The sequence below is a fragment of the Terrabacter sp. NPDC000476 genome (assembly GCF_040300125.1).
Classification (GTDB): Bacteria; Actinomycetota; Actinomycetes; order Actinomycetales; family Dermatophilaceae; genus Terrabacter.
In genome coordinates, this window is sequence record NZ_JBEPDF010000001.1 from 1240379 (window position 1) to 1254810 (window position 14432).

12 protein-coding genes are annotated in these 14432 nt (G+C 73.1%); 6 read left to right on the forward strand and 6 right to left on the reverse strand.

The window, feature by feature from the left end:
- The first annotated feature begins 10 nt into the window (after window positions 1-10).
- From ABT295_RS05790 to ABT295_RS05805, 4 genes are all read left to right on the forward strand, one after another.
- Entirely contained in the window at window positions 11-514 is a 504-nt protein-coding gene (locus tag ABT295_RS05790) for an Lrp/AsnC family transcriptional regulator (protein WP_345507110.1), read from the forward strand.
- Entirely contained in the window at window positions 511-1950 is a 1440-nt protein-coding gene (locus ABT295_RS05795; protein ID WP_352393451.1) for an aspartate aminotransferase family protein, read from the forward strand. The genes ABT295_RS05790 and ABT295_RS05795 overlap by 4 nt, the downstream gene beginning before the upstream one ends.
- Window positions 1951-2138: 188 nt before the next feature.
- The gene (locus tag ABT295_RS05800) at window positions 2139-2930 is read left to right on the forward strand and encodes a hypothetical protein (RefSeq protein ID WP_352393452.1); all 792 of its coding nucleotides are present in this window, start codon (window positions 2139-2141) and stop codon (window positions 2928-2930) included.
- Window positions 2931-3120: 190 nt separating this feature from the next.
- Window positions 3121-3492: a VOC family protein gene (locus ABT295_RS05805; RefSeq protein ID WP_352393453.1), complete on the forward strand. Its 372-nt coding sequence runs from the start codon at window positions 3121-3123 to the stop codon at window positions 3490-3492.
- 94 nt (window positions 3493-3586) lie between these two features.
- Here ABT295_RS05805 and ABT295_RS05810 read toward each other — a convergent pair whose 3' ends face one another.
- Window positions 3587-4582 carry an AEC family transporter gene (locus ABT295_RS05810; RefSeq protein WP_352393454.1) on the reverse strand — a complete coding sequence of 332 codons (996 nt, stop codon included), beginning with the start codon at window positions 4580-4582 and terminating at the stop codon, window positions 3587-3589.
- A gap of 64 nt (window positions 4583-4646) precedes the next feature.
- Here ABT295_RS05810 and ABT295_RS05815 point away from each other — a divergent pair, with 64 nt between their 5' ends.
- Complete coding sequence (locus ABT295_RS05815; protein ID WP_352393455.1) at window positions 4647-5783, forward strand: LOG family protein; 1137 nt, start codon at window positions 4647-4649, stop codon at window positions 5781-5783.
- A gap of 97 nt (window positions 5784-5880) precedes the next feature.
- Here ABT295_RS05815 and ABT295_RS05820 read toward each other — a convergent pair whose 3' ends face one another.
- Together ABT295_RS05820 and ABT295_RS05825 are read right to left on the reverse strand one after the other, a co-directional pair.
- The gene (locus tag ABT295_RS05820) at window positions 5881-7770 is read right to left on the reverse strand and encodes a propionyl-CoA synthetase (protein ID WP_502991130.1); all 1890 of its coding nucleotides are present in this window, start codon (window positions 7768-7770) and stop codon (window positions 5881-5883) included.
- A 145-nt stretch (window positions 7771-7915) separates the two neighbouring features.
- Window positions 7916-9313 (reverse strand): MFS transporter, encoded by a 1398-nt coding sequence (locus ABT295_RS05825; protein WP_352393457.1) that lies wholly within the window; start codon window positions 9311-9313, stop codon window positions 7916-7918.
- A gap of 71 nt (window positions 9314-9384) precedes the next feature.
- On the opposite strand from ABT295_RS05825, the gene ABT295_RS05830 reads away from it, so the two are divergent.
- Window positions 9385-10404: a GlxA family transcriptional regulator gene (locus tag ABT295_RS05830; RefSeq protein WP_352393458.1), complete on the forward strand. Its 1020-nt coding sequence runs from the start codon at window positions 9385-9387 to the stop codon at window positions 10402-10404.
- 4 nt (window positions 10405-10408) lie between these two features.
- On the opposite strand, the gene ABT295_RS05835 is transcribed toward ABT295_RS05830, so the two are convergent.
- The 3 genes from ABT295_RS05835 to rlmN form a co-directional block, all read right to left on the reverse strand.
- The gene (locus ABT295_RS05835) at window positions 10409-11542 is read right to left on the reverse strand and encodes a LuxR C-terminal-related transcriptional regulator (protein ID WP_352393459.1); all 1134 of its coding nucleotides are present in this window, start codon (window positions 11540-11542) and stop codon (window positions 10409-10411) included.
- Between the two features lie 459 nt (window positions 11543-12001).
- Window positions 12002-13156: a N(5)-(carboxyethyl)ornithine synthase gene (locus ABT295_RS05840; protein ID WP_352393460.1), complete on the reverse strand. Its 1155-nt coding sequence runs from the start codon at window positions 13154-13156 to the stop codon at window positions 12002-12004.
- A gap of 18 nt (window positions 13157-13174) precedes the next feature.
- Window positions 13175-14422: a dual-specificity RNA methyltransferase RlmN gene (gene rlmN, locus ABT295_RS05845; protein WP_352393461.1), complete on the reverse strand. Its 1248-nt coding sequence runs from the start codon at window positions 14420-14422 to the stop codon at window positions 13175-13177.
- Window positions 14423-14432: the final 10 nt, after the last annotated feature.

Sequence of the window (14432 nt, forward strand, 5' to 3'; positions counted from 1 at the left end):
GTATCGGCGCATGACGACGATCCGAGGTGTGGCCGCATCTGGAGGCAACCACCCCCGGAAGCCTGCCGTCAACCTCGACGCGGTGAGCAAGACGATCATCGAGCTGCTCCAGCACGACGGACGCAAGTCCTACGCGTCGATCGCGCAGCAGGTCGGGCTGTCCGAGGCGGCGGTGCGCCAGCGCGTGCAACGCCTCCTCGACGCCGACGTCATGCAGATCGTCGCCGTGACGGACCCGCTCCAGGTCGGGTTCCAGCGCCAAGCCATGGTCGGGCTCCGCGTCTCCGGCGACATCACGCCGGTCACCGACGCCCTCTCGGCCATCGACGAGGTCGGCTACGTCGTCACGACGGCGGGCAGCTTCGACGTGCTCGCCGAGGTCGTCTGCGAGGACGACAACCACCTCCTCGAGCTGCTCACGACCCGCATCCGGGCGCTGCCCGGGGTCACGGCCACCGAGACGTTCGTCTACCTGAAACTCAACAAACAGCTCTACAACTGGGGTACACGATGAGCATCAACCCGAACGAGGTCTGGGAACCCACCTCGGACCACCGCACGCCCGCCGGCACGCTCCACTCGGAGGCCGCGCGCGATCACCTGTGGATGCACTTCACGCGCCACTCGGTCTTCGAGGACCGCAGCGAGGGCGGCCTCGGCCACTCGGTCCCCATCATCACCAAGGGCCAGGGCTGGAAGATCTGGGACGACCGCGGCAACGAGTACATCGACGGCCTCGCCGGCCTCTTCGTCGTCCAGGTCGGCCACGGCCGCGAGGAGCTCGCGGAGGCGGCCGCCAAGCAGGCCAAGGAGCTCGCCTTCTTTCCGCTCTGGAGCTACGCGCACCCCAAGGCGATCGAGCTCGCCGAGCGCCTCGCCAGCCACGCACCCGGCGACCTCAACCGCGTCTTCTTCACGACGGGCGGCGGCGAGGCCGTCGAGACCGCGTGGAAGCTCGCGAAGCAGTACTACAAGCTCGTCGGCAAGCCGACGAAGCACAAGGTCATCTCGCGTGCCGTCGCCTACCACGGCACGCCCCAGGGCGCCCTGTCGATCACCGGCATCCCGGCCGCCAAGGAGATGTTCGAGCCCCTGGTGCCCGGCGCGCACAAGGTGCCGAACACCAACCAGTACCGCGCGCCCGAGCACCTGCGCGACGACGAGAAGGCCTTCGGCCGCTGGGCCGCCGACCGCATCGCCGAGGCCATCGAGTTCGAGGGCCCCGACACCGTCGCGGCCGTCTTCCTCGAGCCGGTGCAGAACTCGGGCGGCTGCTTCCCGCCGCCGGCCGGCTACTTCGAGCGCGTCCGCGAGATCTGCGACGAGTACGACGTGCTCCTCGTCTCCGACGAGGTCATCTGCTCCTTCGGGCGCATCGGCTCGATGTTCGCGTGCGACGACTTCGGCTACGTGCCCGACATCATCACCTGCGCCAAGGGCATGACGAGCGGCTACTCCCCCATCGGCGCGATGATCGCGAGCGACCGCCTCTTCGAGCCGTTCAAGAACGGCACGACGTACTTCCCGCACGGCTACACCTTCGGTGGCCACCCCGTGTCGGCGGCCGTCGCGATGGCCAACCTCGACATCTTCGAGCGCGAGGGCCTCAACCAGCACGTCAAGGACAACGCCCCGCTCTTCAAGTCGACCCTCGAGAAGCTGCTCGACCTGCCGCTCGTCGGCGACGTGCGCGGCGCCGGCTTCTTCTACGGCATCGAGCTCGTCAAGGACAAGAGCACCCGCGAGACGTTCAACGACGCCGAGTCGGAGCGGCTCCTGCGCGGCTTCCTCTCCAAGGCGCTCTTCGACGCCGGCCTCTACTGCCGCGCCGACGACCGCGGCGACCCCGTCATCCAGCTCGCGCCCCCGCTCATCATGGGCCAGGCCGAGTTCGACGACATCGAGTCGCGCCTGCGCTCGGTGCTGACGGAGGCCGAGAACCACCTCTGAGCAGTTTCCCAGCGCGCCGGTCCACGGCCGTATGCCGCCCGGCAGCACCGCACGAAGCCACCCGTCCGCGGGTGGCTTCGTGCGTCCCCGGCCCGGCGCAGGCCGTCGGAACGCTGGCGTCCGCCGTTCGTTGGGGTAGGTATCGGGCGAGTGCGACGCCGACGCACCGCCGACGCATAGGAGAAGACATGGGATTCCTCGACAAGCTCCTCGGACGTGAGCCGCTCCAGCAGCAGGCCCAGCAGCAGGGCCAGCGCCCGCCGCAGGCGCCGGCACCGGCTGGTGCGCCGTACGCCGTGCCCGCGCCCCGGGGCGGCGCCTCGAGCGAGGACGAGCGGGCCATCGCCCGCTACAAGTACCTGCTGCGCACGGCGCCGCCCGAGGACATCGAGCGCGTGCACACCGAGGCCTTCGCGAAGCTCTCGCCCGAGCAGCGCCAGATGGTGCTGCAGCGCCTCAACGAGGACCTGCCCGAGGCCGAGCGGCCGGTCAGCGACCAGCCCGCCGACCTCGCCCGCAGCGCCACGCGCGCCGAGATGGGCCGACCCGGCTACCTGCAGGGTGCCTTCGGTGGCGGACGCCCCGGCATGGGTGGCATGGGCGGTCGGGGCGGCATGGGCATGGGCGGCCTCATCGGCGGTTCCATGCTCGGCACCATCGCTGGTGTCGTCGTCGGCTCCGCGCTCGCCGACATGATGCTCGGCGGCTACGACTCCTCCCCCGAGGCGCAGGAAGCCGGGGACGCCGGGGCCGACTCGGGAGACGCGGGCGATGCCGGTGGGGACGCCGGTGGCGATCCCGGTGGGGATGCCGGTGGGGATGCCGGTGGGGATGCCGGTGGCAGCGACCTGGCCGGGGGCGATCTCGGCAGCGACTTCGGTGGCGGCTTCGGCGGAGGGGACTTCGGCGGAGGGGACTTCGGCGGAGGGGACTTCGGCGGTGGCGACTTCGGCGGTGGCGACTTCGGCGGCGGCTTCTGACGGAACCCGCGGTCGCGAGGCGCGGACCGGGTCCGGATCCCGTCGCGGTGGCACCCCGCCCCGCGACGGGATCCGGACCGCCGGCGCTGGTCCCGGCTCGCGCGCGGACGTGTCGGTTTCGTCCAAGACGGCGGGCGGGGCGGCGCGGCACACTCGGAGGCAGCAACCGCCGCTGACGAAAGGACCCGACATGGCCGTCGCCACCCTCAAGATGATCACGCTCGACAGCTCGGACGCCCGACGCGACGCCGCGTTCTGGTCGACCGTGCTCGGCTGGGACGTCGCGCACGTGCAGGACGAGTACGCGATGTTGAGCGGACCCGGCGGGGTCGCGCTCGGGCTGGGCCTCGTCGAGGACCACGAGCCCGCTGGATGGCCGAACGCGCACGGCAGCAAGCAGTTCCACTTCGACCTGGCCGTCGACGACCTCGACGCGGCGGCTGCGGAGTGCGTGACCGCGGGGGCGACGCTGCCGGACGAGCAGCCCGGCGAGACCTGGCGGGTGCTGCTCGACCCGAGCGGCCACCCCTTCTGCCTGACCCAGGCAGCCAACTGGGGCTGAGCCGCACGCGACGTCGCGACGTCGCGGCGCCGCGGTCGCCGGCCCGCCGTGGGCCGCCCGCACACCTGCGCGCGGATCGGCCGGGCTCTGCCCGTCAGACGCCGGCGAAGGCGTGGAAGAGCCCCGCGATGCCGACGATGACCGGCACCGACGCGAACGTGCTGACGAAGATGGCGTCACGCGCCAGGTTGACCTCGCGCCGGTAGCGGACGGCATACGTGAAGATGTTCTGCGCCGTGGGCAGCGCGGCCGTCACGACGACGGCGAAGAGCGCCTGCCCCCGCAGCCCGAGGGCCAGACCCACGCCGAGCCCGACGGCCGGCATGAGCGCCACCTTGAGCGCGACGAGGGTCCAGACGTGACCGGCCGTGTGCCCCGCTGCCGGGCGCGGGCCGCGTCGGAGCGAGATGCCGAAGGCGACGAGCATCGAGGGCACGGCCATCGCCCCGAGCAGGTCGATCGGGGCGGCGACGACGCGCGGCAGGTGCACGTCGAAGACGGCGATGAGCAGGCCGGCGACGGCGCCGAGGGTGATCGGGTTGCCGAGCATCCGCCGCAGGCTGCGACCGAGCGTCGGTCGCTCGCCCCTCGCGTCGCTGTCGAAGAGCGCCATGGCGATCGGCGTGATGACGAGCAGCTGCATGAGCAGCGTCGGGGCCACCCAGGCCACGTCACCGAGCACGTAGAGGGCGATGGGGATGCCGAGGTTTCCGGCGTTGACGTAGCCGGCGGACAGCCCGCCGATCACTCGGGAGCCGAGCGAGGCTCCGGCCCAACGGAGTCGGGCCACGACGAGGTAGACACCCACGACCGTGGCGAAGCTGATGAGCGAGGTGACGAGGTTCGCCGAGAGCACGGCGTCGAGGGGGGTGCGCTGCATGACGGTGAGCAGCAGCGCCGGGGACGCGACGTGGAAGGCGAGCCGGGAGAGGTTGCCCTGCGCGGACTCGTCGAGCACGCGCCGGTCGGCGAGCAACCAGCCGACCGCGACGATGACCGCGATCGTCGCGAAACCCTCCAGCACCCCGACCATGGCCCCGATCCTCGCAGCGCCGTCCGCGCGCTCGTCGGCCGGTCCGCCCGTCGGCACGCACGGCACCTCGACACGGGCCGCCCACGCGAGCGACGAGCGCGCGGGCGGGCAGGATGGGCGCATGGAGATCGAGACCCTCGACGAGCTGGACGACCACCTCGACTCGGGGGCGCCCGTGCGCGGACTGCGCCTGCAGGACCTCGACCTCACCGGCTACGAGGCGCGCCTCGCCGCACGGCGCGACCTCACCGGGCTGGTTGTGCTCGGCGGCACGGTGCCGCTGGGCGTCGGCGAGCTGCTGCTGCGACGGGGCGCCATCGTCTTCCCCGGCGTCGCCGACGCACCCGTCGACCCGTGGCGCGGGCTCTACCTGCCCGGCGACCTCTACGCCGGGCTGGAGCACGGGTATGCCGCCACGCCGGACGCCCGCGCCTACCACTGGTCGGTCGACGCCCGGCTGCGCAGCGACGCGTACTGCACCCTCGTGCGCGCCATCCACGACGACTCCGTGACCGACGAGCTGGACGAGTTCGTCGCGCGCCGCTCGGTCGTCGGGATCATGGGCGGCCATGCGCTGCAACGAGACTCGTCGGCGTATGCGGCTGCCGCGCTCCTCGGCCACACTCTGGCCGAGGCCGGCCACCTCGTCGCGACCGGTGGCGGCCCGGGCGCCATGGAGGCGGCGAACCTCGGCGCGCTCTGCCGCAGCCGGCCCGACGTCGACGACGCCCTGGGTCGGCTCGCAGGCGTCCCCGGGTTCCGCCCGGACGTCACCTCCTGGGCGCAGGTGGCCCTGTCGGTGCGCGCCGACGTCGCCGGTGGCGAGCCGGTCGGACCGACCGAGACGCTGGGCCCCTCCGCCCGGTCGCTCGGCATCCCGACGTGGTTCTACGGCCACGAGCCGCCCAACGTCTTCTGCGACGCCATCGCCAAGTACTTCTCGAACGCGATCCGCGAGGAGGGGCTGCTCGCGCGCTCGAACGCCGGCGTCGTGGTCCTCGAGGGCGCGGCCGGCACGGTGCAGGAGGTGTTCCAGGCCGTGACCCCGCTCTTCTACGCCCCCGAGGACGCCGTGCTGCCGCCGCTCGTGCTCGTCGGCCGGCGCCACTGGACCGATCGCGTGCCCGTCTGGCCGGCGGTCCGTGCCCTCGCGGCGGGACGACCGATGGAGCAGGCCGTGCACCTCGTCGACGCGCTCGAGGAGGTGGCGCCCCTCCTGCTGCCGAGCGCGCCCACCGCCCCGACCCCGCTCCCCTGACGCCGAGACCGCGCCGTGGCGCAGTTCCAGCCGCCCGAGGGCGCGATACGCAGCTGCAACCGCGCCGTGGCGCAGTTCCAGCCGCCGAGCGGGTTGCTCAGGTGGGGTCGGACGACCTGAGGACGGGGGCCAGGGTGTCGAGCACCGCGGCGTCCTCGATCGTGGCCGGCACGGCCGGGCTCTTGCCGTCGGCCATCTCGCGCATCGTCTTGCGCAGGATCTTGCCCGACCGCGTCTTGGGCAGGCCTGCCACGATGTCGACCCGGTGCAGGGCCGCGACCGGACCGACCTCGGCCCGCACGCGTGCCACGAGCTCCGACCGGATGCGCTGCCCCTCGCGCTCGGCGTCGATCCCCGACTTGAGCACGACGAGGGCCCGCGGCACCTGCCCCTTGAGGTCGTCGTGGACCCCGATGACCGCGCACTCGGCGACGGCCTCGTGCCCGGCGAGCGCCTCCTCGAGCGACCCGGTCGACAGGCGGTGCCCGGCCACGTTGAGCACGTCGTCGGTGCGACCCATGACGTAGAGGTAGCCGTCCTCGTCGAGGTGGCCGCCGTCCCCGGTCAGGTAGTAGCCCGGGAACGCGGAGAGGTAGGAGCTGACGTAGCGCTCGTCGTCACCCCAGAGGGTCGGCAGCGTTCCCGGGGGCATCGGCAGCTTGATGCAGATCGCGCCCTCGACCCCCGGGGCGACCGGCTCACCGGCGCCGTCGAGCACCGTCACGTCGTAGCCCGGCACCGGCACGGTCGGCGACCCCGGCTTGATCGGCAGCAGTCCGATCCCCTTGGGGTTGGCGGCGATCGGCCACCCGGTCTCGGTCTGCCACCAGTTGTCGATCACCGGCCTGCCGAGCGCCTCGGAGGCCCACGCATACGTGTCGGGGTCGAGGCGCTCGCCGGCGAGGAACAGCGCACGGAAGCGCGACAGGTCGTGACCGGCGAGCTTCGACGCGTTCGAGTCGTCCTTCTTGATCGCCCGGAAGGCCGTCGGGGCGGTGAAGAGGCAGACGGCGCCGTACTGCTCGATGACCCGCCAGAACGCGCCCGCGTCGGGCGTGCCGACCGGCTTGCCCTCGTAGAGCACCGTCGTCGCGCCGGTGAGCAGCGGGGCGTAGACGATGTAGGAGTGCCCGACGACCCAGCCCACGTCGCTCGCCGTGAACATCGTCTCGCCCGGCGCCACGTCGTAGACGTTGGCCATCGACCAGCGCAGCGCGACCGCGTACCCGCCGCTGTCGCGGTAGATCCCCTTGGGCCGGCCGGTCGTGCCGGAGGTGTAGAGGACGTAGAGCGGGTCGGTCGCCGCGACGGTGACGCAGTCGGCCGGCTCGGCGTCGGCGTCGACCTCGTCCCAGGTCATCTCCTCCCAGTCGGTGTCGCGCTCCCCCACCGCGGCCCGCAGCTGCTCGCGCTGGAGCACGACGACCGACTCGGGCTTGTGGCTGCTGCGGTGGAGCGCCTCGTCGAGCATCGGCTTGTAGGGCACGACGCGCGACGGCTCGACGCCGCAGCTGGCCGACACGACGACCTTGGGCGCCGCGTCCTCGATGCGCGCCGCGAGCTCCTGCGGCGCGAACCCGCCGAACACCACGGAGTGCACGGCCCCGAGCCGCGCGCACGCGAGCATCGCGACGACCGCCTCCGGCACCATCGGCATGTAGATGACGACGCGGTCGCCCTTCTCGACCCCGAGCCCGGCGAGGGCACCCGCGAAGCGGGCGACGCGCTCGAGCAGGCCGGCATACGTGATCGTCTCCTGCGTGCCGGTGACCGGCGAGTCGTAGTGGAGCGCGGGCTGCTCGCCGCGCCCGGCCACCACGTGCCGGTCGAGCGCGTTGAAGCAGACGTTGAGCTCGGCATCGGGATACCAGCGGTAGAACGGCGGACGCGTGTCGTCGAGGACGCGCGTCGGCGGCGTCACCCAGTCGATGCCGCGGGCGGCCTCGCGCCAGAAGCCTTCCGGGTCGCGCAGGCTCGCCTCGTGCATGCTCCGGTATGCCGTCACGGCACCGCCGTCCGCGTGCCCGCTCGCGCTCGTGTCCGCCGCTGGCTCGGCTCGTGCGTCCACTGGTGCGTTCGTCGTCGCGGCCGTGTCCGCGCCCGTCCCGTCGTCGATGACGTCTCCCATGGCCTCACTGTGCCGTCGGGGCCGCCTCCGCGCCAGAGTCCGTGCGCCGAGGTGACGCATCTGACAGACGAACGGTCGTGATCGCCACGCACAAGGCCGCGGCGACGAGGCAGAGCGCGCCTGCGACGTACCACGCGAGGTCGTAGGTGCCGAGCTGGTCGCGCACGAGGCCCGCGCCGACCGCCGCGACGGCCGCACCGAGCTGGTGCGCGGCGAAGACCCAGCCGAACACGACCGGGGCCCGGTCGCCGTAGGCGCTGCGGCACAGGGCGATCGTCGGGGGCACGGTGGCCACCCAGTCGAGGCCGTAGAAGAGGACGAACGCCAGCATGCTGACGTGCATCGTGTCGCCGAAGAGCGAGGGGAGCAGGAAGAGCGAGGCGCCGCGCAGGGTGTAGTAGGCGGCGAGCAGGACGCGCGGGTCGACGCGGTCGGTGAGCCAGCCGGAGAAGATCGTGCCGACGACGTCGAAGATCCCGACGAGCGCGAGCAGGCCGGCCGCCGTCGTCGTCGGCATGCCGTGGTCGTGGGCGGCCGGGATGAAGTGGGTGCCGACGAGCCCGTTCGTCGAGGCGCCGCAGACGGCGAAGCTGCCGGCGAGCAACCAGAACACCCGGGTGCGGGCGGCGTCGCGCAGCGTGGCCAGCGCGACGTGGACGGGGTGCGCCGACGGCCGCGGCGGGCGGGCGACCGGGGCGTCCTCCGGGGCGCCGTACGCGGTGCGACCGAGCACGCTCGGGTGGTCGTGCAGCCGGAGCACCACGAGCGGCACGACGGCGACGGCGACGACGGACGTCGTGATCGCGGCCGTGCGCCAGCCGTGGTGCTCGGCGAGCCACGCGAGGGCGGGCAGGAAGATGAGCTGGCCCGTCGCGCCGGCGGCCGTGAGGATGCCGGTGACGAGCCCGCGCCGCGCGACGAACCAGCGGCCCGACACGGTCGCGACGAGGCCCATCGACATGGCGCCCGTGCCCAGGCCGACGACGATGCCCCAGCACAGCACGAGCTGCCACGACTGCGTGACCCACACGGGCAGCAGCGAGCCGACCCCGACGAGGAGGAGGGCCACTGCGACGACCCGCCGCACGCCCAGGTGCTCCATCAGCGCGGCGGAGAAGGGCGCCGCGAGCCCGAAGAGCACGAGGTTGACCGAGACCGCGAGGCCGATGACGCCCATCGGCCAGCCGAACTCCTCGTGCAGGGGCGTCATGAGCACGCCGGGGGTCGACCGGAAGCCGGCCGCCCCGATGATCGTCAGGAACGTGACGGCGGCCACACACCACGCGGGGTGCACCCCACGGACTGCGGGCAGGGTGGGCGGGGCGGGCGGGGCGGGCAGGGCGGGCACGGGGGGCACGGCGTCGTCGGGGACGTCGCCGGCACGGCGGTCGGTGAGGCTCACGCGCCCACCCTCCGGCATCCGGGTGCCTCGACGCGAGTGGCCCGAAGGACACGATGTGCAAGAATCTGGCCATGCGCCTGCCGACCGACCGCTCCCATCACGTCGCGGTGCTCGCGCTCGACGGCGTCGTCGCCTTCGAGCTGGGCCTGCCGCACCGTTTCCTGCGCGCCGGGGCCCTCGAGCCGGGCGCGCCGGGCCGGCCCACGACCGGTCCGGCGCCCTACGAGGTGACGATGTGCACCCTCGACGACGGGCCGGTCACCACGTCAGCGGGCTACGCCGCGCTCCCGACCCACCCGCGCTCGGTCGTCGCGACGGCCGACACCGTCGTGGTGCCGGGCATCACGAACAGCCCGATCGTCTCCGAGGGCCGGCTGCCCGACGAGCTGCGCGCCCTGGCGGCGACCGCACGACCGGACGCCCGGTGGCTCTCGATCTGCACCGGCGCCTTCGTCCTCGCCGGCCTGGGCAGGCTCGACGGACGCGAGGCCACCACCCACTGGGCGCACGCCGCCGCCTTCGCCCGGCACTTCCCCGCCGTCACGCTCACCCCGGACGTGCTCTACGTCGACCACGGCGACGTGCTCACCTCGGCGGGCAACGCGGCCGGCATCGACCTGCTGCTCCACGTGCTGCGCCGGGACCTCGGCACCGAGGACGCCAACCGGGTCGCGCGCGGGGCGGTCGTGGCGCCGTGGCGGGCCGGTGGGCAGGCCCAGTTCATCGAGCGACCGGTGCCGGCCGGTCCCGGCCCCGGGGGCGCCTCCGCCACGGGATCGACGCGGGCGTGGGCCCTCGAGCGCCTCGACGAGCCGATCGGGCTCAGCGACCTCGCCGCGCACGCCGGCATGAGCGTGCGCACCTTCACCCGGCGCTTCCGGGACGAGACCGGCGAGACGGCGGGCGCCTGGCTCGGGCGGGCCAGGCTCGATCGCGCGCGGCACCTGCTCGAGACGACCGACCTGCCGGTCGACCGGGTCGCGGACGAGGCGGGGTTCGGCACGGCGGCCTCGCTGCGCCAGCACCTCGCGGCGGCGGTCGGGATGTCGCCGCTGGCCTACCGCCGCACCTACCGCGCCGAGCCCGCCTGAACGCCTACGACCCCGGGCGGCGACCGCGGGACGCGGGAGCCTGGCTGCGGGAGCGCCGCGGCGCACGACCCCGGCCGCCGCTGTCCGTGCCGTTGCCGTCGCCGTGGCCGTTGCCGTTGCCGGTGGCGGTGCCGTTGCCGGGGCCGGTGCCACCGCCTTCGCGGACGACCCAGCGCAGCTCGCTGCGGTGCTCGAGTCCCAGCTTGTCGAGCAGCGAGGCCATGTGCGTCTTGACCGTCGCGGGACCGATGCCCAGGGTCTCGGCGATCCCGACGTTGCCGGGGTCGCCGAGCGGACCGGTGACGAGCTCGACGACGGCACGCTCGCGGGGGGACAGCGCCGCGAGCGGGTCGGGCGGCGGCTCGTCGGCGACCGGACCGACGCGCGTGATGACGCTCGCCTGGATCTCGAAGCAGCGCGTCCCGATCTCGGAGAGCCGGCGGGCGGTGTCGGCGTCACCCCCGGTCTCGAGGGCCGTGGCGATCTCCTGGAGCTCGCGCGAGACGGCCGTCAGCTCACGGCAGGCCGTGTTGACGGCGAGCAGCAGGCTCGGGTCGCCCTCCCCCTCGAGCTCCGGGTAGACGAGGCCGAGGTTGAGGTTGCGCGACGGGTCGCTCGCGTGGACCCGGTCCACGACGAGGGCCGCGAGCCACTCCATGGCGGCCGCGCTCTCGTCGGTGAAGGCGCCGGGGGTGTCCGAGAGGGCCCCGACGACGCCGACGACGCGGGTGCCGTCGCTGCTGACCATCGGCACGACGAGCGCGTCCGCGGAGAGGTCGTCGTCGCCGAAGCGCGACCCGCGGTTGAGCAGCGCACCGCCGTCGTCGGCATACCGGTACGGGCGGCGCGACGCGAGCACCCAGGCCACGACGCCGGACGGACCGAACGTCAGCGTGCCGCCCTCGAGGTAGGCGCCGTTGCTGAAGACGTAGGGATAGCTGATCCGCCGGTCGGCCTCGTTGATGAGGCCGACGTAGAAGTCGTCGAGGGGCACGAGCGCACCGATGGCCGCGCGAAAGGCGTCGTAGGCCGTGAAGACGTCCGACCGGTCGGCCTTGTGGATGACCTCGTCGGCGTGACGCAGCGCCAGCAGGGTCGCGTCCGACAGCCTCGTGGTCCCCTGCGCCCTCGTCGCCACGTGCTGCCTTCCTGCGTCCCCGAACCGCCGCATCGCTGCGAGCTGCGAACCACTCCGAGGCACCCACGCTACCGACCCGGCAGCCCCAGAAGGGCGAGAGACCCTCCCCCTCTGGTGGAGCCGCTCCGTCCACCCACGGGGGATGCCGCGTGCACCCTCCCGGATGTCACCCTGTCTTCGCCGGTCGAACCGGCACAACAGGGCAGGGTCTAGGGGGGCACTCCGGCGGCGTCAGCCGTCGGTCACCACGTGTCGCGCCTTCAGGGGCGCGTGAGCACAGGGGGCTCCGGGCACACGGTGCACGGTTCCCCGACAACCTTGGTGCCGGAGTACGGCCCGGTTCCCGGCGGGCAAGGAGGAGTCCGCCGGGGACCGGACGGCATGTCAAACCTTCGAGAGCACCGGGTCGCGCGCACCGGGACGAGGTCGGCCACGGCGTCCGGGCGCGCGGAGGCGTTCTCAGGTGGCGATCGGCGCGTGCGGGTGCACGGCCGAGCGGCCCTGGAACGAGAGGATCGCCGGGTTCTGGATGACCCCGCCCCGGATCTCGATGGCGCGCCGGATCGTCGGCGAGGAGTCCCAGGTCTCCGGCCCGGCCATGACCGTCGGCAGGAACGGCAGCAGGGCCTCGCTGATCTCCCACGTGGCGGAGTTCCAGAGGTAGGACGGGCTGTGGTCGACCGCGTAGTAGAGCACGTGATCCCCCACGACGAAGGTCGGCTCGGCGAAGCTCGTCGGCCGCGCCCAGCTGAAGCCCATCCCCTCGTCGCAGGACACGTCGATGACGATGCTGCCCGGGGTCATCCGCTCGAGGTCGTGATCGTCCATGAAGACGAGCGGGGCATCGGTGTCCTGCAGGACGCAGTTGACGACGATGTCGTGGTCGGCGAGGAACTCGCCGAGCTCGACCCTGCCGTGCTCGGTCACCGCGTGGCTGGCCCGCACGGTCGTGTCGTCGGTGTCGAAGTGCACGATCCGGGCCGAGTGGATCGGCGCGGCCACGGCGGCGCGCTCCCGGTGCGTCAGCACGTCGACCTCACCGATGCCCAGGGCACCCAGGGCCGTCACCGCGCCCCGGGCGGTCGCGCCGAAGCCGATCACGACCGCCCGCCGGTGCGGCCCGTACGAGCCCGTCGTGCCGGCGAGCTGCAGCGCGTGCAGCACCGAGCAGTAGCCCGCGAGCTCGTTGTTCTTGTGGAAGACGTGCAGGTTGAACGACCCGTCGCGGTTCCAGTGGTTCATGGCCTCGAAGGCGATGAGGGTCAGCTGCCGGTCGATGGCCACCTGGGTCAGCTCGGCGTCCTGCACGCAGTGCGGCCAGCCCCACAGCACCTGCCCGATGCGCAGCCCCGTGATGTCCTGCAGCAGCGGCTTGGGCGCGAGCACGACGTCGCACTCGTCGACGAGCTGCTCACGGCTGCGCAGTCCCCCGACGAAGCGCTCGAGCTCGTCATCCGCGACGCCGTGGCGCTCCCCGTAGCCGCGTTCGAGGAAGATCCCCTCGCGCAGCGCTGCGGGCACGCGGTCGAGGTGGCGTGGGTGGATGGGCAGCCGGTGCTCGTTCTCCTTGAGCGACCGGCCGAGGACCCCGAGCGTCAGAGCTGGCGCCTGCACGCCGCCAGCGTACGCGCGTCAGGCGGTGGAGGCGGCGAGTTGCCCGCAGGCCCCGTCGATGTCCTGCCCGCGGGTGTCGCGGATCGTCGTCGGGATGCCGTGCGCGCGCAGCCGCTCGACGAAGTTCTGCTCGACGCCGGGGCGCGAGGCGGTCCACTTCGAGCCCGGCGTCGGGTTGAGCGGGATCGGGTTGACGTGCACCCAGCCACGGCCGCGCCGGTTGAGCTTCTCGCCGAGCAGGTCGGCGCGCCAGCCCTGGTCGTTCATGTCGCGGATCAGGGCGTACTCGATCGACACCCGGCGCCCGGTCGCCTCGTAGTAGCGGTACGCCGCGTCGAGCGCCTCGTCGACCGACCAGCGCGTGTTGATCGGCACGAGCTCGTTGCGCAGCTCGTCGTCGGGGGCGTGCAGCGAGAGGGCGAGGGTCACGGGGATGCCCTCCGCCGTCAGCTTGTCGATGCCGGGCACGAGGCCGACGGTCGACATCGTGATGCCGCGTGCCGAGAGGCCGAGCCCGTCGGGGGCGGGGTCGGTGAGGCGGCGGATCGCGCCGACGGCCGCCTTGTAGTTGGCGAGCGCCTCGCCCATCCCCATGAAGACGACGTTGCTGACGCGCAGCGGTGCCTCGCGGTCCTCGTCGCCGCCGCCGGCGAGCTCACCGCGGCGGAGGGCCCGGGCCGCCCACACGACCTGCTCGACGATCTCGCCCGCCGACATGTTGCGGGTGAGCCCGGCCTGGCCGGTGGCGCAGAAGGGGCAGTTCATGCCGCAGCCGGCCTGGCTCGAGATGCAGATGGTGACGCGGTTCGGGTAGCGCATGAGCACCGACTCGACGATGGCGCCGTCGTGCAGCCGCCATGCGTACTTCATCGTCTGGCCGTCGTCGGCCACGCGCTGCACGATCGGGGTGAGCAGCGTCGGCAGCAGGTCGGAGACGAGCTCGGCCCGGACCGCCTTGGGCAGGTCGGTCATCTGCTCCGGGTCGTCCTCGAGGCGCTCGAAGTAGTGGGTCGAGAGCTGCTTGGCGCGGAACCCCTGGTGCCCCAGCGACTCGACGGCCTCCTTGCGCTCCGCCGGTGCGAGGTCGGCGAGGTGGCGCGGCGGCTTGCCGCGCCGGGGCGCGCGGAAGGTCAGCTCGCCCGGCGCGGGACGCGCGGTCGTCGGCTCGGGCAGCGCGACGGGGGCCGTCGCAGGACCTGTCGCAGGCGCTGACGCGGCATCGGACGGCGCGGCGGGCTCGGAGGCGGGGGCGGAAGTGTCAGTCATCTCCCCACCA

What these genes read in the sequence shown, in the direction of transcription:
- ABT295_RS05790 (WP_345507110.1), top strand. Translation starts at nt 11, where the DNA reads ATGACGACGATCCGAGGTGTGGCCGCATCTGGAGGCAACCACCCCCGG.
- ABT295_RS05795 (WP_352393451.1), top strand. Translation starts at nt 511, where the DNA reads ATGAGCATCAACCCGAACGAGGTCTGGGAACCCACCTCGGACCACCGC.
- ABT295_RS05800 (WP_352393452.1), top strand. Translation starts at nt 2,139, where the DNA reads ATGGGATTCCTCGACAAGCTCCTCGGACGTGAGCCGCTCCAGCAGCAG.
- ABT295_RS05805 (WP_352393453.1), top strand. Translation starts at nt 3,121, where the DNA reads ATGGCCGTCGCCACCCTCAAGATGATCACGCTCGACAGCTCGGACGCC.
- ABT295_RS05815 (WP_352393455.1), top strand. Translation starts at nt 4,647, where the DNA reads ATGGAGATCGAGACCCTCGACGAGCTGGACGACCACCTCGACTCGGGG.
- ABT295_RS05820 (WP_502991130.1), bottom strand. Translation starts at nt 7,770, where the DNA reads ATGCACGAGGCGAGCCTGCGCGACCCGGAAGGCTTCTGGCGCGAGGCC.
- ABT295_RS05830 (WP_352393458.1), top strand. Translation starts at nt 9,385, where the DNA reads ATGCGCCTGCCGACCGACCGCTCCCATCACGTCGCGGTGCTCGCGCTC.
- rlmN (WP_352393461.1), bottom strand. Translation starts at nt 14,422, where the DNA reads ATGACTGACACTTCCGCCCCCGCCTCCGAGCCCGCCGCGCCGTCCGAT.